At 40.0% G+C, this 20,304-nt stretch carries 18 protein-coding genes; 11 read left to right on the top strand and 7 right to left on the bottom strand.

All coding sequences use genetic code 11. From position 1 onward, the window contains the following. Positions 1-207: 207 nt before the first annotated feature. From DV63_RS15330 to DV63_RS15305, 6 genes are all read right to left on the bottom strand, one after another. A complete protein-coding gene (locus tag DV63_RS15330) occupies positions 208-1,209 on the bottom strand; it encodes a lipid A deacylase LpxR family protein (RefSeq protein ID WP_000465227.1) in 1,002 nt (333 codons plus the stop codon). A 124-nt stretch (positions 1,210-1,333) separates the two neighbouring features. After that, the gene (locus DV63_RS15325; protein ID WP_000479404.1) at positions 1,334-2,698 is read right to left on the bottom strand and encodes a TIGR00366 family protein; all 1,365 of its coding nucleotides are present in this window, start codon (positions 2,696-2,698) and stop codon (positions 1,334-1,336) included. Between the two features lie 18 nt (positions 2,699-2,716). Further along, a complete protein-coding gene (locus DV63_RS15320) occupies positions 2,717-3,340 on the bottom strand; it encodes a 3-oxoacid CoA-transferase subunit B (RefSeq protein ID WP_001206278.1) in 624 nt (207 codons plus the stop codon). After that, complete coding sequence (locus tag DV63_RS15315; protein ID WP_001045191.1) at positions 3,337-4,035, bottom strand: CoA transferase subunit A; 699 nt, start codon at positions 4,033-4,035, stop codon at positions 3,337-3,339. Before DV63_RS15315 ends, DV63_RS15320 begins: the two co-directional genes overlap by 4 nt. 10 nt (positions 4,036-4,045) lie before the next feature. Continuing rightward, on the bottom strand, positions 4,046-5,221 hold the full coding sequence (locus tag DV63_RS15310) for an acetyl-CoA C-acetyltransferase (RefSeq protein WP_001006842.1): 1,176 nt from the start codon (positions 5,219-5,221) through the stop codon (positions 4,046-4,048). A 278-nt stretch (positions 5,222-5,499) separates the two neighbouring features. Then, positions 5,500-6,312 (bottom strand): 3'-5' exonuclease, encoded by an 813-nt coding sequence (locus DV63_RS15305; protein WP_000882762.1) that lies wholly within the window; start codon positions 6,310-6,312, stop codon positions 5,500-5,502. A gap of 141 nt (positions 6,313-6,453) precedes the next feature. On the opposite strand from DV63_RS15305, the gene feoB reads away from it, so the two are divergent. Together feoB and DV63_RS15295 are read left to right on the top strand one after the other, a co-directional pair. Continuing rightward, positions 6,454-8,382, top strand: coding sequence for a ferrous iron transport protein B (gene feoB / locus DV63_RS15300; RefSeq protein ID WP_031202625.1), 1,929 nt, complete (start codon positions 6,454-6,456; stop codon positions 8,380-8,382). Positions 8,383-8,634: 252 nt separating this feature from the next. After that, positions 8,635-10,938 carry a TonB-dependent receptor family protein gene (locus DV63_RS15295; protein ID WP_000822108.1) on the top strand — a complete coding sequence of 768 codons (2,304 nt, stop codon included), beginning with the start codon at positions 8,635-8,637 and terminating at the stop codon, positions 10,936-10,938. 39 nt (positions 10,939-10,977) lie between these two features. Here DV63_RS15295 and fliP read toward each other — a convergent pair whose 3' ends face one another. Further along, positions 10,978-11,724, bottom strand: a complete 747-nt coding sequence (gene fliP, locus DV63_RS15290) for a flagellar type III secretion system pore protein FliP (RefSeq protein ID WP_001210284.1) — start codon at positions 11,722-11,724, stop codon at positions 10,978-10,980. 83 nt (positions 11,725-11,807) lie between these two features. On the opposite strand from fliP, the gene glmU reads away from it, so the two are divergent. The 9 genes from glmU to DV63_RS15245 all read left to right on the top strand — a co-directional run bounded on the left by glmU (position 11,808) and on the right by DV63_RS15245 (position 20,281). Next, entirely contained in the window at positions 11,808-13,109 is a 1,302-nt protein-coding gene (glmU, locus tag DV63_RS15285) for a bifunctional UDP-N-acetylglucosamine diphosphorylase/glucosamine-1-phosphate N-acetyltransferase GlmU (protein WP_031202623.1), read from the top strand. Between the two features lie 200 nt (positions 13,110-13,309). Beyond that, positions 13,310-13,630: a hypothetical protein gene (locus tag DV63_RS15280; RefSeq protein ID WP_001013844.1), complete on the top strand. Its 321-nt coding sequence runs from the start codon at positions 13,310-13,312 to the stop codon at positions 13,628-13,630. Positions 13,631-13,669: 39 nt separating this feature from the next. After that, entirely contained in the window at positions 13,670-14,173 is a 504-nt protein-coding gene (locus tag DV63_RS15275) for a hypothetical protein (protein WP_000381648.1), read from the top strand. Between the two features lie 293 nt (positions 14,174-14,466). After that, positions 14,467-14,820, top strand: coding sequence for a pantothenate kinase (locus DV63_RS15270; protein ID WP_080220057.1), 354 nt, complete (start codon positions 14,467-14,469; stop codon positions 14,818-14,820). A 23-nt stretch (positions 14,821-14,843) separates the two neighbouring features. Next, positions 14,844-15,329: a hypothetical protein gene (locus DV63_RS15265; RefSeq protein ID WP_001101317.1), complete on the top strand. Its 486-nt coding sequence runs from the start codon at positions 14,844-14,846 to the stop codon at positions 15,327-15,329. Positions 15,330-15,517: 188 nt separating this feature from the next. Beyond that, on the top strand, positions 15,518-17,884 hold the full coding sequence (locus DV63_RS15260; RefSeq protein ID WP_000634011.1) for a ribonucleoside-diphosphate reductase subunit alpha: 2,367 nt from the start codon (positions 15,518-15,520) through the stop codon (positions 17,882-17,884). Positions 17,885-17,945: 61 nt separating this feature from the next. After that, on the top strand, positions 17,946-18,893 hold the full coding sequence (locus DV63_RS15255; protein WP_000895523.1) for a Gfo/Idh/MocA family protein: 948 nt from the start codon (positions 17,946-17,948) through the stop codon (positions 18,891-18,893). A gap of 110 nt (positions 18,894-19,003) precedes the next feature. After that, positions 19,004-19,771, top strand: a complete 768-nt coding sequence (locus DV63_RS15250) for a sulfite exporter TauE/SafE family protein (RefSeq protein WP_000356006.1) — start codon at positions 19,004-19,006, stop codon at positions 19,769-19,771. Between the two features lie 3 nt (positions 19,772-19,774). Continuing rightward, entirely contained in the window at positions 19,775-20,281 is a 507-nt protein-coding gene (locus DV63_RS15245) for a methylated-DNA--[protein]-cysteine S-methyltransferase (protein ID WP_031202622.1), read from the top strand. Positions 20,282-20,304 lie beyond the last annotated feature (23 nt).

The following is a 20,304-nucleotide window of genomic DNA, read 5'->3' as shown; positions in this document are numbered from 1 at the left end:
CTATCAAGGTAACCTATTCAAATTGTAGGACTGATTTTTAAATGGAAATCGTTTATTTCAAAGTTGTTTGTAATAAGGGAAAATTTGGTGTAATAAAGTGAAAAGTAGTAACAAATTCATTTAAAACGCTACTGATATTCATCTTAAATTGCCCAAAAATATCATATAAATATCATATAGGAAGAAAAATATTAAACTGATATTAAATCAAAAGGCGAAATTCAATTCTAAAGTGCCGATTTGATGGTGCTTAGGCTGGGATTGAAAGGTTTTACTAATATCAGTGATCGTAAAAGCCACCCTGAGGCTACGCCACATCATAGCCGCTCCTATTTCACTGGCATAAACAAAGTATTCCAAATTAGCAATGCCCCTAGTTTCAGGGCTATTGCCCTGAATGAATATGTTAAGGGGTTGGAAGCGCCCAAAAGCTCCTACAAAAAAATAGATGGAAAACTTATCGCTATAAGGCATGCCTCCATCAAAAGCGGTATTGACCTTATTGACACCATAATCAGCGTCCAAGTTATACCCAGCCCTAAAGAGCGAGCCGAGTTGGAAATAATCCCTCGCATTACCCAATTCCACATTAAACCCGGGCATCAACTCCATAGAAAAAAAACGAGTCTTTAAAAGGGGGACTTTTTTGAGCAATTGGTAGTGCAATTCAAAGATAAATTCGTTTTTGAGCTGCGTGTTCCAGCCATAAAATTGGGGGTCATGACCCCATTTATGAATGAGACGCTGCGTTTGAGCGGCCAAAGAATCCTGCCCTGTCGTGCCTAAAGAAAGCGTGAATAATTCCATAAAAGTTTGATGGCGGTTATACACATTCAAATTCACCCGTAAATACCCCCCATAAGGGTGGTTGTCATGCAAATGCACCAGTTTTCTGTTTTTAAGTGAGGGGGTATACATGTCTTGGGCGAGAGAAATACCAAAACGAGTAACCCTAGGGCTTTTATTGAAAAACCCTAAATACGAAGACCATTTCATCGCTTTATTTTTAGAAAAATCAAACTCTTTAGTAGAAAAGCCTATTTGATTGCCTGCTGTGTAATATTCATCAATGTAAGGGTTGATATAACCATCATTTTCAGTCATCAAATTGATAGAATAGCGTTTAGAGGGCGTTAATGGGGTAGGAATATCCTCTTTTGCCCATGCAAACACTCCTAATAATAAACATAAAATAAATTTAAAAAACAAAACACTTCCTTAGGTTATTATGGGGGTTATTGTAACGAAATAAGGCTTAATTACAAGAGCGTTTAAGGGGTAAAAAGAGAAAACTTTACCCATTGAAAAGAGCATGGTTTTAGGCATAAAAAACTCACACTAAAAAATAAAACACCCCACACACGACTAAGCCTACAAAAATTAAAGTCAAAACGCAATAGCCCATAATATCTTTAGCGCCCAAACCCGCAATGGCTAAAGCGGGCAAAGCCCAAAAAGGCTGTATCATATTCGTCCAAGCGTCTCCCCAAGCGATAGCCATAGAAACCACGCCCGGATCCACCCCTAAGCTCTGCCCAGCCGGGAGCATGATAGGAGCTTGAATCGCCCATTGCCCTCCGCCAGACGGAATAAAAATATTGACAATCCCCGCGCTCAAAAAAGTCATGAGCGCGAAAGTTTTTTCATTAGCGATGTGCGTGAAGGCTAAAGAAAGCATTTGCGCTAAAGAATGACCCCCCACGCTATGGCTTGCCATCATCCCCATAATCCCGGCATAAAAAGGGAATTGCAATAAAATCCCAGCCACGCTCCTAGCAGAATAATTGATCGCTTTCACGTAAGCTAAAGGGGTTCTATGGAGCAAAATCCCTAAAAAAAGGAAAATCGTATTGACGATGTTTAAACCAAGCCCTCCTCCCTTAAAAAAATAAATACCCAGATACCCAAAACCCAAAAAAACCAAAAGATAAGAAAGCAAAGCGCTGTTTTCCAAAAAATGCGCGATCGTTTTGTCTTGTTGGTGGTCAATGAGTTCTGTTTCCTTGTATTCGTCTTTTAAAAGCTTGGCGTCAATCTCAACGATTTCTTCTTTTTTAGGGTGGATTACTGCCATTAAAAAGGGTAACCCTACAAGAATGATCCCTATAATGATTAAATTATAAGAAGAAAAAATCGTCTGACTGATAGGAATAGCTTTTTCAATCACCCCAGCGCTTATTTTGGATAGACTTTCATTTTGAGTGGCAACGCTTAAAGGGATAGAGCCTGATAAACCCCCATGCCAGATGACAAAACCCGAATAAGCGCTAGCAATAAGCAGTCTGTAATCCACCCCTTTAACATTTTTGGCGATCTCTTTTGCAAAAATCGTGCTAATCACCAAGCCAAAACCCCAGTTGATCCAATTAGCGATTAACGATAAAAAAGTAACTAGCAATAAAGCCGTATAATACCCTTTAGGCAAAGACGCTAGATATTTTAAAAGTTTTTGGACTAATTGAGCGCTAGCTAGAGCCTGACCCAACACCAAAATAAGAGCCATTTGCATAGAAAAACCTAAAAGCGTCCAAGCACCATTCCCCCAACTAGCAATGACAGAAAAAGCGTCTTGCCCTGTCAAAGAATAAACAAGAACAAACACGATAAACGATAAAAGAGCGACCAAGACAAAGGAGTCCGGCAAACATTTAGACGCTAAAAACACGCACGCTGAAGTCAAATGCCTTAATAAAAACATCAACACCCCTTTTATAAGCTATAGGTGCACTTCAAATTCAGCTTCTGTTTTTTCTCTCACTTGATCAAGGCTGACATCCTCTTGCAATTCCACTAATTTCATGGCGTTATGGGAAAACTCAAACACCGCTAAATCCGTTATCAATTGATGCACCACGCCTTTTCCTGTTAAGGGTAAGGAGCATTCTTTTTTCACTTTAGACTCCCCATATTTGTTGCAATGCTCCATGATGACTATCACTTTTTTAGCGCCATGCACCAGATCCATAGCCCCTCCCATGCCTTTTATGAGCTTTTTAGGGATCATCCAATTAGCCAAATCCCCATTTTGTGAGACTTCCATCCCTCCTAAAATCGCTAAATCAATATGCCCCCCACGAATCATCGCAAACGAATCCGCACTGTTGAAAAACGAAGCGCCCGGCACCACAGTTACGGTTTCCTTTCCTGCATTAATGAGATCCGCATCAACGCTCCCCTCTAAAGGGTAAGTGCCAATCCCTAACAGCCCGTTCTCGCTCTGGAAAACGATATTCATCCCGCTCACTTCATTAGCCACCAGCGTGGGCAAGCCTATCCCTAAATTCACATACATGCCCTCTTTTAATTCCTTTGCCGCTCTTTTAATGATAGCCTCTCTCATTTCGCGCTCCTTGTGGTGATTTTTTCTATCCGTTTTTCAAATTTCTCGCCCTTATAGATGTGTTGCACATAGATTCCTGGCAAGTGTATTTCATCTGGGTCTAATTCCCCGGCCGGGACAATTTCTTCCACTTCAGCGACGCATATTTTTGCCGCCATCGCGCACAAGGGATTAAAGTTTCTAGCCGTTTTTCTGAACACCAAATTCCCTAAAGTATCGCTTTTATAGGCTTTAACAAGCCCGTAATCGCCTGTAATCGCTCTTTCTAAAATATACTCCTTGCCGTTAAATTCCCTTGATTCTTTGCCTTGAGCGATCAAAGTCCCAACACCGGTTGGGGTGTAGTAAGCGGGTATCCCAGCCCCTCCAGCGCGCAAGTTTTCAGCCAGCGTGCCTTGCGGTGTCAAAACGACTTCAATTTCTCCGTTCAGCATTTGCGATTCAAAAATCTTATTCTCCCCCACATACGAAGCGATAATCTTTTTAATCTGCTTTTTTTCTAAAAGAACGCCAAGCCCAAAGTCATCAACGCCACAATTATTGCTCACGACAATCAAATCCTTGATGCCTTTCTTATAAATGTAATCAATGGCGTATTCGGGTATCCCGCACAGCCCAAAACCGCCCACTAAAATAGTATCCCCGTCTTTTAACCCACTCAACGCTTTGTCTAAATCGGTTATAACCTTGTTCATCTCATTCTCCTTATTTTTGTTCAACTACCACTGATAGACCTTGCCCGCCGCCCACACATAATGACGCGCAGCCCACGCCATGACCGCTACGCTTCATCTCGTGTAAGAGAGTAACCAATATCCTAGCGCCACTCGCACCAATAGGGTGGCCAATGGCTATCGCGCCTCCATTCACATTCACGATATTGGGGTTTAATTCAAGCTCTTTTAACACGGCTAGGCTTTGCACGGCGAAGGCTTCATTGAGTTCAAAAAGATTGATGTCGTTGAGATTCATTTTGGCATTTTCAAGGTTGTTTTTAATAGCGATGCTAGGGCATATACCCATTATATCCGGACTGCAACCACCCAAACCAAACCCCTTGATAGTTGCCATGGCTTTTAACCCCAATGTTTGCGCTTTTTTAGCGCTACATAAAATGATAATACTCGCGCCATCATTGATCCCTGATGAATTCCCTGCCGTTACCGATCCGTCTTTTTTGAAAGCGGGTTTGAGCTTTGCAAGGGATTCTAGAGTCGTGTCTCTAGGGTATTCGTCTTCTTTAAAAACAACCACACCTTTTTTATTCGCTATTTCAATAGGCGTGATTTCTTCTTGGAATTTCCCTGCATCAATGGCGGCTCTTGCTTTGAGTTGCGATTGGAGCGCGAAAACATCTTGTTCTTCTCGGCTTATATGGTATGCTTGAGCGACATTATCAGCGGTGATCCCCATGTGGTAATCGTTGAACGCATCCCACAATCCATCATGGATCATGGAGTCTATCATGTTCGCATTCCCCATTCTTTTCCCGTCTCGCATGTCAAACGACAGATAAGGCGCTGCGCTCATGTTCTCCACGCCACCGCACACCACCACCTCATCGCGCCCAAGCATGATGGCATCATGCGCTAATTGAATGGCTTTCATAGACGATCCACAAACCATATTGACGCTAAAAGCATTCCTGTCATTAGGGATGCCGGCGTCTAGTTGGATCTGCCTGGCGATATTTTGACCCAAACCAGCGCCTAAAACATTGCCTAAAATGACAGAATCCACATCGCTAGGCTTAAGAGCGCTCGCATTCAAAGCGTCTTTCAGCACGCTAACACCCATTTCTCTAGCGCCCACGCTCTTTAGAGAGCCTAAAAAACTCCCCACAGCACTCCGTTTTGCTGCCACTATAACCACTTCATTCATGTCTTTGCCTTTAAGTTGATTTATTGACCATAGTATCACTTTTAGGTGATTGACACCCTAACAGGTTTGATTTTATTTTAGGTTTTGTTTTAGATTGAGGGCGATCCGTTTATTTTTTTCACAAAAATATTATTCTTATCGTTCAATGGTTATTGCATAATATAGCTTCAAGTGGGGGATCTAAAATCGAGCAGATACGCGCTTTAGGCTCATCTCTAACGCTTTAAAAAATTTCTTTCTAAGCAGTCTTTACCTGGTTTCAGGGTTTTAATAGGGTTTTAAGCAAACTCTTTAATCTCTTTTTCTAAAGCGTTAATAAAAACGCTTGAATAGGATTTTTCCTTAGGGAATTTTTCTAAAAAAACGCTCAATAGCCCAAGGTATTGCTCTTTATTTAAAGCCCCTTTTAGCACTTCGTATTTCAAAAAAAGCCAGTAAGTGTTAAGCACATCGCTTTGGCAATAGCTGTCAATAACGCCTTTTTTCTCCTTTTGGCTTAAATGGGGGTTATAATAAATCGCATGCACTAAATCCCCGCTCACATCAAATTTACCAGGAATATTCGTCATGGAGCAAACGCCATTGAGATTCAACCCTCTAACGGATCCATAATGGCTCAAGCTATCCATTAAATCCAAATGGAACTGCTCGCTATAGCGCGCGCGGTAATTTTCCCATTTGTTTTCTTGGTTGTAAAAAGCGTCTAAAGTCAAATTGTATTTAAGGGCTTTGAGCGTGAGTAGGGGCATATCAAAACCTCTGCCATTAAAACTTATCAAGCGCGGTTGCTTTTCGTTAAAGTATTTGAAAAAGTCCTCTAAAAGCTCTTTTTCGCTTGTAAAATCCTCTCTATTCTCATGTTTTTGACCAAAATTCCCCACTTTGACAAATTGCCCGTAATCATCGCCAATGACTGCTGCAATAGAGATGATTTCATGCAAATAAAGAGGCAAAAACTCGCTCCCGCTTTTTTCTTTTTGCTTTTCAAAACTCCATTCACAGATTTTTAGCGCATCATTTTCTTCTAATTGAAAATGCTCTTTACACAAGCTCACGCTAGGAATGGTTTCTATATCAAACACGCACAACATTACACGCTCCTTTCGCATTTTAACATTCTTGTCTCGCTTTTATTATATAACAATTAGTCTTATAGCGCTATAGTGCTAACTTTTAAATCAAAACGATATAGCCAAAAATTAAAAAACTTTAATGTGGAGCATTCAAACCAAATGAAAGAAATCATTGTCGCTCTTGTGGGCCAACCTAATGTGGGGAAATCGTCCCTCATCAACGCTTTGAGCAACGCCCATTTGAAAGTGGGGAATTTTGCTGGGGTTACCGTGGATAAAATGGAAGTGGATTTAATTCATAAAGAGCATCAAATCACTATCATTGATCTCCCTGGCACTTACGCGCTCAATGACTTCACCACTGAAGAAAAGGTTACTAAAGATTTTTTAGAAAAAGGGCAATACGATCTCATTCTTAATGTGGTGGATTCCACCAATTTAGAGCGTAATTTAGCCTTAAGCGCACAGCTGTTAGACACGAATAAAAAAATGCTTCTCGCGCTCAACATGTGGGATGAGGCGCAAAAAGAAGGTATTAAAATTAATACAGAAAAGCTTTCTAAAGAATTAGGGGTTGTGTGCGTGCCTACAAGCGCAAGATCCAAAGAAGATCGCTTGAATACAGAGCTTTTATTAGATGAAATTGTCAGGCTTTATTCTCAAAATACTACAAACAATGAAAACATAAAAGTCCCATCTCAAAGTTTTAAGGAGTCTTTAAAATACAGCCAGAGCGCTCAAAGAATCGCTCAATTAGTGATCAGTGAAAACCAACAAAACGCGAGCTTTGAACACACTTATAAGATTGATAAGATTTTAATGCACAAGCGTTATGGGATTTTCATTTTTTTAGGGTTTATGTTTATCATTTTTTCCTTGAGCTTTTTAATAGGGGGGGGAGCGCAAAAAGCGCTTGAAGCAGGGTTTAAATTTTTGAGCGATAGCGTTAAAGAAAATGTGGCTAATGAAGATTTAGCGTCTTTGGTGGGCGATGGCATTATTGGGGGAGTGGGAGCGACGGTTTCATTCTTGCCTTTAATTGTGGTGTTGTATTTTGGGATTTCTTTACTAGAAACGACAGGCTATATGAGTAGGGTAGCGTTTTTATTAGATGGGATCTTGCATAAATTTGGCTTGCATGGGAAGAGCTTTATCCCTTTAATCACCGGTTTTGGCTGTTCTGTGCCCGCTTACATGGCGACAAGAACCTTACAAAATTATAACGAACGATTGATCACGCTTTTTGTGATCGGCTTTATGAGCTGCTCGGCAAGACTCCCTATTTATGTGCTGTTTGTAGGCTCGTTTTTCCCTTCTTCAAGCGCGGGTTTTGTGCTGTTTTGCATTTATATTTTGGGGGCGGTTGTGGCGTTAGTGATGGCAAAATTACTCAAATTAAGCGTGTTTAAAGGACAGACCGAATCCTTTATCATGGAAATGCCTAAATACCGCTTTCCCAGTTGGAGAATGGTCTATTTCAGTATCTATACCAAATCGCTTTCTTACCTTAAAAAGGCCGGGACTTATATTTTAGTGGGAGCGATTTTAATCTGGTTTATGTCTCAATACCCTAAAAGCGATGCGGCTATGAAAACTTATAAACAAGAAAGCTTGTTAGTGGATAAGGATACCACTCTTTCAAGCGAAGCTAAAGAAGAAAAACTAAAAGAATTAAAAACCAAATTGGATAAAAAGAATTTAAAAAACAGCATTGTAGGAAGAGGTGGGGCGTATTTAGAAAAAGTCTTTAGCCCTATGGATTTTGATTGGCGTTTGAGCGTTTCGCTTGTAACCGGATTTATGGCTAAAGAGGTGGTGGTTTCTACTTTGGGGGTGTTGTTTTCTTTAGGGGATCAAAATGAAAAATCGGACGCTTTCAGAGAAATCTTAAGAAAAGAAGTCAGCATGCCTAGCGGGATCGCTTTTATCGTGTTTGTGATGTTTTATATCCCTTGTTTTGCAGCGACCATTACTTTTGGTAGGGAAGCTGGGGGGATAAAGTTTGTAGCGTATTTATTCGTCTTCACAACCGTTGTAGCGTATGCGTTTTCCTTGATAGCTTTTTATGCAACTCAAATTTTGGTTTAAAGGCCAGCCATAAAAGGGTTTTTAAACCCTGTATTTGTTTAAAATTCCCCCCATTAGAAATATTAAAAAATTTTTATTTTTCTTTATATCCCAATCTTTTTATAAACATTCGCATTAATCGGCATTTTTGACAAAAAAAGCTATTAATTTAATTTAAATAATAATTATCTCAAAATTTAAGTTACAACTAATAAGAGTTATTATAAACTTCGCCGTATTGTAAAAGGGAACATTTTTCATAAAAGGTGGTAAATGAAAAGAATTTTGGTCTCTTTGGTTGTTTTAAGTCATAGCGCGCATGCTATGAAAACTCATAATTTGGAAAGGGTGGAAGCTTCAGGGGTGGCTAACGATAAAGAAGCGCCTTTAAGCTGGAGGAGCAAGGAAGTCAGAAACTATATGGGTTCTCGCACGGTGATTTCTAACAAGCAGCTCACTAAAAGCGCGAATCAGAGCATTGAAGAAGCTTTGCAAAATGTGCCAGGCGTGCATATTAGAAACTCTACCGGTATTGGAGCTGTGCCTAGCATTTCCATTAGGGGGTTTGGTGCGGGAGGCCCAGGGCATTCTAATACGGGAATGATTCTAGTCAATGGGATTCCTATTTATGTCGCGCCCTATGTTGAAATTGGCACGGTTATTTTTCCTGTAACCTTTCAATCTGTGGATAGAATCAGCGTAACTAAAGGTGGGGAGAGCGTGCGTTATGGCCCTAACGCTTTTGGCGGTGTGATCAACATTATCACCAAAGGCATTCCTACCAAGTGGGAAAGTCAAGTGAGCGAGAGGACCACTTTTTGGGGCAAATCTGAAAATGGGGGGTTTTTCAATCAAAATTCTAAAAACATTGATAAAAGCTTAGTTAATAACATGCTTTTTAACACCTATTTAAGAACGGGGGGTATGATGAATAAGCATTTTGGAATCCAAGCTCAAGTCAATTGGCTCAAAGGGCAAGGGTTTAGATACAACAGCCCCACAAACATTCAAAACTACTTGTTAGATTCGTTGTATCAAATCAATGATAGCAACAAGATCACCGCTTTTTTTCAATATTACAGCTATTTTTTAACAGACCCTGGGTCTTTAGGTATAGCTGCCTATAATGAAAATCGTTTTCAAAATAACCGCCCTAATAACGATAAAAGCGGGAGAGCGAAGCGATGGGGAGCTGTGTATCAAAACTTTTTTGGGGACACGGATAGGGTAGGGGGGGATTTCACTTTCAGTTACTATGGGCATGACATGTCAAGGGATTTTAAATTTGATTCTAACTATTTAAATGTCAATACCAATCCTAAATTAGGCCCTGTTTATACCGATCAAAATTATCCAGGATTTTTTATTTTTGATCATTTAAGGCGTTATGTGATGAACGCTTTTGAGCCTAATTTGAACTTAGTTGTTAATACCAATAAAGTTAAGCAAACTTTTAATGTGGGCATGCGTTTTATGACGATGGACATGTTCATTAGATCCGATCAAAGCACATGCGAAAAATCAGATATTATTGATGGGGTGTGCCGTATGCCCCCATATGTTCTTTCTAAAAAGCCTAGTAACAATCAAGAAATGTTTAACAACTATACAGCGGTATGGTTGAGCGATAAAATAGAACTTTTTGATTCTAAATTGGTGGTAACTCCAGGGCTTAGATACACCTTTTTAAACTACGATAACAAAGAGCCAGAAAAGCATGATTTTTCCGTATGGACCAGTAAAAAACAGCGTCAAAACGAATGGAGTCCCGCCCTTAACATTGGCTATAAACCTATGGAAAATTGGATATGGTATGCAAACTACCGCCGCAGTTTTATCCCCCCACAACACACAATGGTAGGCATTACTAGGACTAATTACAACCAAATTTTCAATGAAATTGAAGTGGGGCAACGCTATAGTTATAAAAATCTATTGAGCTTTAATACCAATTATTTTGTGATTTTTGCCAATCGTTACTATGCGGGAGGCTATAGCCCACAGCCTGTGAATGCTAGGAGCCAAGGGGTGGAATTGGAATTGTATTACGCGCCGATTAGGGGTTTGCAATTCCATGTGGCTTACACTTACATTGATGCGCGTATCACTTCTAACGCTGATGATATTGCTTATTATTTTACAGGCATTGTCAATAAACCCTTTGACATTAAAGGGAAGCGTTTGCCTTATGTGAGTCCTAACCAATTCATATTTGACATGATGTATACTTACAAGCACACGACCTTTGGTATTAGTAGCTATTTTTATAGCCGCGCCTATAGTTCTATGCTCAATCAAGCCAAAAGCCAAACCGTGTGCTTGCCCTTAAATCCAGAATACACAGGGGGGCTAGAGTATGGTTGTAATTCAGTGGGGTTATTGCCCTTGTATTTTGTGTTGAACGTTCAAGTAAGCTCAGTTTTATGGCAAAGCGGTAGGCATAAAATCACAGGAAGCTTGCAAATCAATAACCTTTTCAACATGAAGTATTATTTCAGGGGAATTGGCACAAGCCCTACAGGAAGAGAGCCAGCACCAGGGAGATCCATTACAGCGTATTTGAATTATGAGTTTTAAATTAATTTCAAGCTTTTATAGCTTGAATGCTTGTTGATCTCAAACCATTTTAAAACTCGCCACTAAATTTTCGGTCAATAAATTAAACCCATCTACCAGAATAAACACTAAAATTTTAAAAGGCAGAGAAATCATTACAGGCGGGAGCATCATCATGCCCATCGCCATTAAAATAGAGCTGATAACCATATCAATCACCAAAAAAGGCAAGTAAAGTAAAAAGCCGATTTGAAACGCTGTTTTCAACTCGCTTATCATAAATGCCGGGATTAAAACGCTCAAACTCACATCATCAGGGGTTTTAGGGTTAGGGAGGTTTCTGATCCTAAAAAAAAGCGCTAGATCCTTTTCTCGTGTGTTTTTAAGCATGAATTCCTTGAAAGGCAGAGCGCTTTTTTCAAACGCTTCGGTGTAAGAAATCTTTTTATCCATATAAGGCTTAATCCCTGTATCATAAGCCTTTTTTAGGCTCGGTTCCATGATGAAAAAAGTCAATATCAAAGAGAGCGAGACTAAAATTTGAGTGGGTGGGGTTTGTTGCGTGCCTAAAGCGGTCCTTAAAAAAGAAAACACCACGATCAAACGGGTGAAACTCGTCATCACTAAGATCAATGACGGGGCTAAAACTAAAAGCGTGAGCAGGGCGATAACATTAAGGGTGGTTACAAGCTGTTTAGGATCATTAGGAGCGTTTAAAGAGAGATTGACGCTGGGCAATGCGCTATCAGCGCTCATTAAAGGGCATATTAAAGGGCAAATGAGGATTAAAAAAATGAAAAAACGCAAAATTCTAGCCTTAAATCTTTGATGAAAAACGAAGTCAAATTATAAGATAAGGCATGTTAAAATTCCCTAAAAAAAGGATTTTAATGCTTTCTGTCATCATACTGGCCGCTGGTAAAGGCACTCGCATGCGTTCTAGCCTGCCTAAAACTTTACACACGATTTGCGGGGAGCCTATGTTGTTTCACATTTTAGAGACGGCTTCTTCAATCAGCGATGATGTGCATCTTATCTTACACCACCAACAAGAACGCATTAAAGAAGCGGTGTTGGAGCGTTTTAAGGGCGTAATTTTTCACACTCAAATCGTGGAAAAATATTCAGGGACAGGTGGGGCCATCATGCAAGAAGATAAAACGCCTATTCCCACAAAACATGAGCGGGTTTTGATTTTGAATGCGGACATGCCCTTAATCACTAAAGACGCTCTCGCCCCCTTATTAAAAAGCCACAATAACGCTATAGGCTTACTCCATTTAGCTGACCCTAAAGGTTATGGGCGCGTTGTTTTAGAAAACTATCAGGTTAAAAAGATTGTAGAAGAAAAGGACGCTAATGATGAAGAAAAAGAAATTAAAAGCGTGAATGCTGGCGTGTATGGGTTTGAAAGAAAGTTTTTAGAAAAATACTTACCCAAGCTCCATGACCAAAACGCCCAAAAAGAATACTACCTCACGGATTTAATCGCTCTAGGAATTAATGAAAACGAAACAATTAACGCTATTTTCTTAAAAGAAGAGTGTTTTTTAGGGGTGAACAGCCAAACAGAAAGGGCGAAGGCTGAAGAAATCATGCTAGAAAGACTGCGAAAAAACGCCATGAACTTGGGGGTAGTGATGCAATTGCCTGGTAGCATTTATTTAGAAAAAGGCGTGAATTTTAAGGGGGAGTGCGTTTTAGAGCAAGGGGTGCGTTTGATTGGGAATTGCTTGATAGAAAACGCGCATATTAAGGCTTATAGCGTGGTAGAAGAGAGCCAAATTGTCAATAGCAGTGTGGGGCCGTTTGCCCATGCGCGCCCTAAAAGCGTGATTTGTAACAGCCATGTGGGGAATTTTGTAGAGACTAAAAACGCCAAACTTCAAGGCGCTAAAGCAGGGCATTTGAGCTATTTAGGGGATTGTGAGATAGGGAAAAACACAAATGTAGGGGCTGGCGTGATCACTTGCAATTACGATGGTAAAAACAAACACCAAACGATCATCGGTGAAAATGTCTTTATAGGGAGCGATAGCCAGCTAGTCGCCCCCATAAATATCGGCTCTAATGTCTTAATCGGCAGCGGCACCACCATCACTAAAGACATTCCTAGCGGTTCGTTGAGCCTTTCACGCGCCCCTCAAACCAACATTGAAAACGGGTATTTTAAGTTTTTTAAGAAACCTTAATTTGTTTAAATAATGAAAAATCCTAAAATATTATAATCATTTACTTTAATCCTATAATTTGAGTAGAAACAAAACACTTATTGGGATTTTTGTGATATTTTACTGATTTGTAACAATGATTTTAAATAGGGTTGTGGTATAAATATCTCATCAAGGTGTGCAAAACATGCCTTGAATCTCAATTGATGAAAGGATTTGTTATGAATGGATTAAGAACATTCAGTTGTGTAGTGGTTTTATGCGGTGCAATGGCTAATACGGCTATAGCTAGTCCTAAAATAGAGGCAAGGGGTCAGCTTGGCAGAGATATAGGAGGAGATATTGGTTCAGCAATGGGAGCTGCCAGAGGTCCAGCAGGAGCTGCGATTGGGGGTCAGCTTGGTCGGGAAATAGGCGATAGGGTAGAAGATCTTATCCGTGATTTCATAGACAGAGAGCCTCAAACTAAAGAGCCACAAGCCCCAAGAGAACCTATCCGTGATCTTTATGATTACGGCTATAGTTTTGGGCATGCTTGGTAATCTTAAATGAGCCAAGGTGATGGGGGGAAAGGAAATAGCATGGATACTACAAAAGAGAACTTGAATGGCTCAAAAGAGCGTTTGAATCATACTGAATACAGTGTGGCAACGGTTTTGGTTATTATAATTTGTTACTCCATAGTTTTTAGAACAGCTCTTTATCGCTCAGATGTTGGTGATCCGATTTTCAACCCTAAAGATAGTTACTATGTGTGGCTAACGATTCTAATAGCGGCTTTGTTGTCTAACCTCTTGTTCAACCCAAAAGGCAGGTCATCAGGTTATTTCATTATTGAAGCTTGGCAAGGATTCCCCAAGTTTTTTAAAGCCATTTTTAAGGCTAGGTTTTTTGGCGCGTTTTATGACGCTGTGTTAGGGGCAAGACTAAGGGATTTCTATATGGTGCTTTTAACGATACCTTTTGGTATCGCTATGCATGAAATTTCGGCGTATTGCGGGCATCCTAGCAACTTCTTTGTAGAGGGTTTGGTCATTTTGGGGTTTCAAGGTTTTCTTAAGCTTTGCGCTAAATGGGGGTGGTGATTTAACCCAAATGCCATTAAATGGAGGGGGTATAAAAAAATTAAAAAACTTTAAAACCCATTTTTATTATTGAAAACGGATATTTTAAGTTTTTTAAGAAACCTTAATTTGCTTCAATAATGAAAAATCCTAAAATATTATAATCATTTACTTTAATCCTGTAATTTATGTAGAAATAAAACACTTATTGGGATTTTTGTGATATTTAGCTGATTTGTAACAATGCTTTTAATAGGGTTGTGGTATAAATATTCTTATCAAGGTGTGCCAAACATGCCTTGAATCTCAATTTTATGAAAGGATTTGTTATGAGTGGATTGAAAACATTTAGTTGTGTAGTGGTTTTATGCGGTGCAATGGCTAATACGGCTATAGCTGGTCCTAGAATAGAGGCAAGGGGTGAGTTTGGCAGATTTTGGGGGGGAGCTGTTGGTGGTGCAATTGGGGGTGGTGTTGGTGGTGCAGTGGGGGGAGCTGTTGGTGGTCCTGCGGTTGGTTGGGCTGGCAGATTAGTTGGTGGTTCTGTGGGGAGAGAGTTTGGCAGAGAAATAGGCGATAGGGTAGAAGATTTTATCCGTGGCGTTGATAGAGAGCCACAAGCCCCAAGAGAACCCACCTATGATCGTCATTTCGTGTATGATAGGTAGCTTTGGGCAAGAAAGGAGAGAGCATGAATGTCAAAAATCGTTTGAGCGATTGGGAATATCAATGGGCAGTGGCTCTAGTCTATACGATATGTATCTCCATAAACGCTAGGATTTTTTATGACATAGATGGTTCAGCTAGCGATTCGATTTTTGACCCTAAAAATAGCTATTATATGTGGCTAGTGGGTCTAATAGCGGCTTTGTTGTCTAACCTTTTATTTGACCCACGAGGCAGGGATTGTTATAAATCTTTCCAAGTAAGATACCCTAGGTTTCTCAAAGCCATTTTTAAGGCTAGGTTTTTTGGCGCGTTTCATGACGCTGTGTTAGGAGCGAGACTGAGGGATTTTTATATGGCACTTTTAACGATGCCCTTTATTGCCGCTATCCATGAAATTTCAGCGTATTGCGGGCATCCTAGCAACTTCCTTGTAGAGGGTTTGGTCATTCTTGGCCTTGTGTGTGTTTTTGGGATTTGTTCTAGGCTTTGCGCTAAATTAGGGTGGTGATTTAACTAAAATACAGCCAAAAAAAGCACTTCTTAAGGGGTTTAGTTGGGGGTTGTAAGGGGGGTTATATTTCAAAATACCCCCATCCCCTTAAGAGTTTTATTTTTAAACTTCTCTCTTTCTTAGGTTTCATTTGTATGATACAATGCTGAATTTAAAAAGCAATGATTTGATTTAAAGGAAAAATTTTGATTACGGTGGTTAAACGAAACGGGCGCATTGAGCCTTTGGACATTACAAAAATCCAAAAATACACTAAGGACGCTACGGACAATTTAGAGGGCGTGAGCCAAAGTGAGCTGGAAGTGGATGCGAGGTTGCAATTCAGGGACAAGATCACTACTGAAGAAATCCAACAAACTTTGATTAAAACCGCTGTGGATAAAATAGATATTGACACGCCTAATTGGAGCTTTGTCGCCTCAAGGCTTTTTTTGTATGATTTATACCATAAAGTAAGTGGTTTTACAGGGTATAGGCATTTGAAAGAGTATTTTGAAAACGCTGAAGAAAAAGGCCGCATCCTTAAGGGCTTTAAGGAAAAATTTGATTTAGAGTTTTTAAATAGCCAGATCAAGCCTGAAAGGGATTTCCAATTCAATTATTTAGGGATTAAAACCTTGTATGATCGCTATTTGTTAAAAGACGCTAACAACAACCCTATTGAATTGCCCCAACACATGTTTATGAGCATTGCGATGTTTTTAGCGCAAAACGAACAAGAACCCAATAAAATCGCTTTAGAATTTTATGAAGTTTTAAGCAAGTTTGAAGCGATGTGCGCGACCCCCACTCTAGCGAACGCCCGCACCACCAAACACCAGCTAAGCTCATGCTATATTGGCAGCACGCCGGATAATATTGAGGGGATTTTTGACAGCTATAAGGAAATGGCGCTATTGTCCAAATACGGCGGAGGGATCGGCTGGGATTTTTCTTTGGTGCGCTCTATTGGGAGTTATATTGACGGGCATAAAAATGCGAGCGCTGGCACGATCCCTTTTTTAAAAATCGCTAATGATGTGGCGATTGCGGTGGATCAATTAGGCACACGAAAGGGCGCGATTGCGGTGTATCTGGAAATTTGGCACATTGATGTGATGGAGTTCATTGATTTAAGGAAAAATAGCGGCGATGAAAGGCGAAGAGCGCATGATTTGTTCCCGGCTCTTTGGGTGTGCGATTTGTTCATGAAAAGGGTTTTAGAAGATGCGATGTGGACTTTGTTTGACCCTTATGAGTGTAAGGATTTGACTGAACTTTACGGGCAGGATTTTGAAAAACGCTATTTAGAGTATGAAAAAGATCCTAAAATCATTAAAGAATACATTAACGCTAAAGATTTATGGAAAAAAATCTTAATGAATTATTTTGAAGCCGGCTTGCCGTTCTTGGCCTTTAAAGATAACGCCAATCGGTGCAACCCGAACGCTCATGCAGGAATCATTCGATCCAGCAATCTGTGCACGGAGATTTTTCAAAATACCGCGCCCAACCACTATTACATGCAAATAGAATACACCGATGGCTCCATAGAGTTTTTTGAAGAAAAGCAGTTGGTAACGACAGATAGTAATATCACTAAATGCGCTAACAAGCTCACTAGCACGGATATTCTTAAAGGCAAGCAAATCTATATCGCTACCAAAGTCGCTAAAGACGGTCAAACGGCGGTGTGCAATCTGGCGAGCATCAATTTAAGCAAGATCAACACTGAAGAAGACGTTAAAAGGGTTGTGCCGATCATGGTTAGGCTTTTAGACAATGTGATTGATTTGAATTTCTACCCTAACCGCAAAGTCAAAGCCACTAATTTGCAAAATAGGGCCATAGGGTTAGGGGTTATGGGTGAAGCGCAAATGCTCGCAGAACACCAAATCGCTTGGGGGTCTAAAGAGCATTTAGAAAAAATTGACGCTTTAATGGAGCAAATCAGCTACCATGCGATTGACACGAGCGCGAATTTAGCGAAAGAAAAAGGGGTTTATAAGGATTTTGAAAATTCAGAATGGAGTAAGGGGATTTTCCCCATTGATAAAGCCAATAACGAAGCCTTAAAGCTCACCGAAAAAGGGCTTTTTAACCACGCTTGCGATTGGCAAGGTTTGAGGGAAAAAGTCAAAGCCAACGGCATGCGTAATGGCTATTTAATGGCGATCGCTCCTACTAGCTCTATTTCTATTTTAGTAGGCACAACCCAAACGATTGAACCCATTTATAAGAAAAAATGGTTTGAAGAAAATTTGAGCGGGCTTATCCCTGTCGTAGTGCCTAATTTGAGCGCAGAAACCTGGAATTTTTACACATCAGCTTATGATATTGACGCTAAAGATTTGATTAAAGCAGCGGCCGTGCGCCAAAAGTGGATCGATCAAGGACAAAGCATTAATGTGTTTTTACGCATAGAAAACGCTAGCGGTAAAACCTTGCATGAAATCTACACGCTCGCTTGGAAATTAGGGTTAAAATCCACTTATTATTTGCGCAGCGAAAGCCCTAGCATAGATGAAAAAAGCGTGCTGGATCGATCGGTGGAGTGTTTTAATTGCCAATAATATAAGCTTAAATAAGCTAATCTTTGCTAAAATGAGATTCAAAATTATTTAAGGAAGATGAATGCTTTTTGCGATGATTGGTTCAGGGGGGTTTATCGCTCCCAAGCACTTGCAAGCGATTAGAGATACAGGGCATTTTTTGGATTGCTCTTTTGATATTCATGATAGCGTGGGGGTTTTAGACGAGTATTTCCCGCAATCAGAGTTTTTTACCAATATTGAAGATTTTGAAAAGCATTTAGAGCAATCTAAGGCTATGGGTAAAGAAATCAACTATTTGAGTGTTTGCACGCCCACGCACACGCATTTTGATCACATCCGTTTCGGGTTGAGAAACGGCATGCATGTGATTTGTGAAAAACCCTTAGTGTTGGACCCTAGCGAAATACAAGAATTGAAAGATTTAGAGATGAAACACCAAAAAAGGGTGTTTAGTCTTTTGCCTTTACGCCTGCATTGCGACACGCTGGCCTTAAAAGAAAAAATTAAGAGCGAATTAGACAAAAACCCTAGCAAGGTGTTTGACATCACGCTCACTTATATCAGCGTTCAAGGGAAATGGTATTTTTCTTCATGGCGAGCGGATGTGAATAGGAGCGGGGGGTTAGCCACTCAAATGGGAGTGAATATTTTTGACACTTTATTGTATTTGTTTGGAAGCGTTAAAGAGAAGGTTATCAACAGAGAAGAGCCTGATTGCGTGTGCGGGATACTCTTTTTAGAGCATGCCAAAATAAGATGGTTTTTTTCCATCAATCCAGAACACATGGGAGTGGCTAAGGAAAAAGTTTATCATAAAATGATCCTAGAGGGCGAAGAAGTCAATCTCACGCAGAGCTTTGATAATCTGTATATAGAAAGCTACAAACAGATTTTAGCTCAAGGGGGGTTTGGTTTAGATGAAGCCACGGCGTCTATCAAATTGGCTTATGAATTAAGAAACCTCTCAGTCAGCGAACCCAATGAAGATTCGCATGTTTTATGTTGCAAAAACAAAACAGACCAATAAAAGCATTATTTTTAAAAGCGTTGTTTAGGGGGTTTTGGTTATCATTTGATTAAAATAGGGTTGTTTTTAATTTTCTTTTAAGAGAGGGTTTTACTTTTTTAAGGGTTTTTATGGATATTTATGCGTTATACATAGCGATAGGGCTTTTTACTGGCATTCTATCAGGGATTTTTGGCATTGGTGGGGGGTTGATCATTGTCCCTACCATGCTCGCAACCGGGCATTCTTTTGAAGAATCCATTGGTATTTCCATTTTGCAAATGGCGCTTTCATCGTTTGTGGGATCTGTTTTGAATTTCAAAAAAAAATCGCTTGATTTTTCTTTAGGCTTGTTGATAGGGGCAGGGGGGCTGATAGGGGCGAGTTTTAGCGGATTTGTTTTAAAAATCGTTTCCAGTAAAATTTTAATGGTTATTTTCGCGCTTTTAGTCGTGTATTCTATGATCCAATTTGTCTTAAAACCCAAAAAAAAAGATTTTACAGCGGATACTAAACGCTACCATTTGCAAGGTTTAAAATTATTCTTAATTGGTGCGCTCACCGGGTTTTTTGCCATCACTTTAGGGATTGGTGGGGGGATGCTCATGGTGCCTTTGATGCATTATTTTTTAGGGTATGATTCCAAAAAATGCGTGGCGCTAGGGTTATTTTTCATCTTGTTTTCTTCTATTTCAGGAGCTGTTTCTTTAATGTATCACCACATCATCAATAAAGAAGTGCTCTTAGCAGGGGCGATCGTGGGCTTAGGCTCTGTTATGGGCGTGAGCCTTGGGATTAAATGGATCATGGGGCTTTTGAATGAAAAAATGCATAAAGCTTTGATTTTGGGGGTGTATGGTCTGTCGCTATTGATTGTTTTATACAAACTCTTTTTTTAATTGATGGTTTTACACCACTACTATTTTAAGACCCCTAAGAGTTTCCCTTTAGAGTATTTGCATTTGTGCGCTAATGAGAGCCATTTATTAAGATTGGATTTTGATGCGGCCCATTTTTCTCATAACACCCCTATGAATACCCCATTAAAACTCAGCGTTCAAGCCTTGGAGCGTTATTTTTTGGGACAACTTTTTGAATTTAATGCGCCTTTGGATTTGATAGGGACTTCTTTTCAAAAACAAGTTTGGTCTGCGTTAATGGCTATCCCTTATGGCAAGACAAAAAGTTACGATGAAATCGCAAAGCTCATCAATAACCCTAGATCTTGCAGGGCTGTTGGCAACGCTAATCGCAATAACCCTATTTCTCTGATCGTGCCTTGTCATAGAGTGGTGCGTAAAAATGGCGCTTTAGGGGGGTATAATGGGGGCATAGAAATCAAAAAGTGGCTCTTAGAATTTGAAAGCAAAATGTTAAACCAGCAAGCTAAAAACTCTTTAATTTCTTAAAAAAATGGGGTTTTGGTTCTTTG

Origin of the sequence: Helicobacter pylori FD535 (assembly GCF_000296015.2) — a bacterium.
Taxonomy (GTDB): domain Bacteria; phylum Campylobacterota; class Campylobacteria; order Campylobacterales; family Helicobacteraceae; genus Helicobacter; species Helicobacter pylori_CT.
Note: the sequence above shows the minus strand (reverse complement) of the source record. Positions and strands in the feature narration are given on the sequence as shown.

Excerpts from the sequence above, each read along its gene's own strand:
- DV63_RS15275 (WP_000381648.1), top strand. The coding sequence starts at position 13,670 with ATGGATACTACAAAAGAGAACTTGAATGGCTCAAAAGAGCGTTTGAAT.
- DV63_RS15325 (WP_000479404.1), bottom strand. The coding sequence starts at position 2,698 with ATGTTTTTATTAAGGCATTTGACTTCAGCGTGCGTGTTTTTAGCGTCT.
- DV63_RS15255 (WP_000895523.1), top strand. The coding sequence starts at position 17,946 with ATGCTTTTTGCGATGATTGGTTCAGGGGGGTTTATCGCTCCCAAGCAC.
- DV63_RS15265 (WP_001101317.1), top strand. The coding sequence starts at position 14,844 with ATGAATGTCAAAAATCGTTTGAGCGATTGGGAATATCAATGGGCAGTG.
- DV63_RS15280 (WP_001013844.1), top strand. The coding sequence starts at position 13,310 with ATGAATGGATTAAGAACATTCAGTTGTGTAGTGGTTTTATGCGGTGCA.
- DV63_RS15315 (WP_001045191.1), bottom strand. The coding sequence starts at position 4,035 with ATGAACAAGGTTATAACCGATTTAGACAAAGCGTTGAGTGGGTTAAAA.
- DV63_RS15250 (WP_000356006.1), top strand. The coding sequence starts at position 19,004 with ATGGATATTTATGCGTTATACATAGCGATAGGGCTTTTTACTGGCATT.
- DV63_RS15270 (WP_080220057.1), top strand. The coding sequence starts at position 14,467 with ATGAAAGGATTTGTTATGAGTGGATTGAAAACATTTAGTTGTGTAGTG.
- feoB (WP_031202625.1), top strand. The coding sequence starts at position 6,454 with ATGAAAGAAATCATTGTCGCTCTTGTGGGCCAACCTAATGTGGGGAAA.
- DV63_RS15295 (WP_000822108.1), top strand. The coding sequence starts at position 8,635 with ATGAAAAGAATTTTGGTCTCTTTGGTTGTTTTAAGTCATAGCGCGCAT.
- DV63_RS15305 (WP_000882762.1), bottom strand. The coding sequence starts at position 6,312 with ATGTTGTGCGTGTTTGATATAGAAACCATTCCTAGCGTGAGCTTGTGT.
- DV63_RS15320 (WP_001206278.1), bottom strand. The coding sequence starts at position 3,340 with ATGAGAGAGGCTATCATTAAAAGAGCGGCAAAGGAATTAAAAGAGGGC.
- DV63_RS15245 (WP_031202622.1), top strand. The coding sequence starts at position 19,775 with ATGGTTTTACACCACTACTATTTTAAGACCCCTAAGAGTTTCCCTTTA.
- DV63_RS15310 (WP_001006842.1), bottom strand. The coding sequence starts at position 5,221 with ATGAATGAAGTGGTTATAGTGGCAGCAAAACGGAGTGCTGTGGGGAGT.
- glmU (WP_031202623.1), top strand. The coding sequence starts at position 11,808 with ATGCTTTCTGTCATCATACTGGCCGCTGGTAAAGGCACTCGCATGCGT.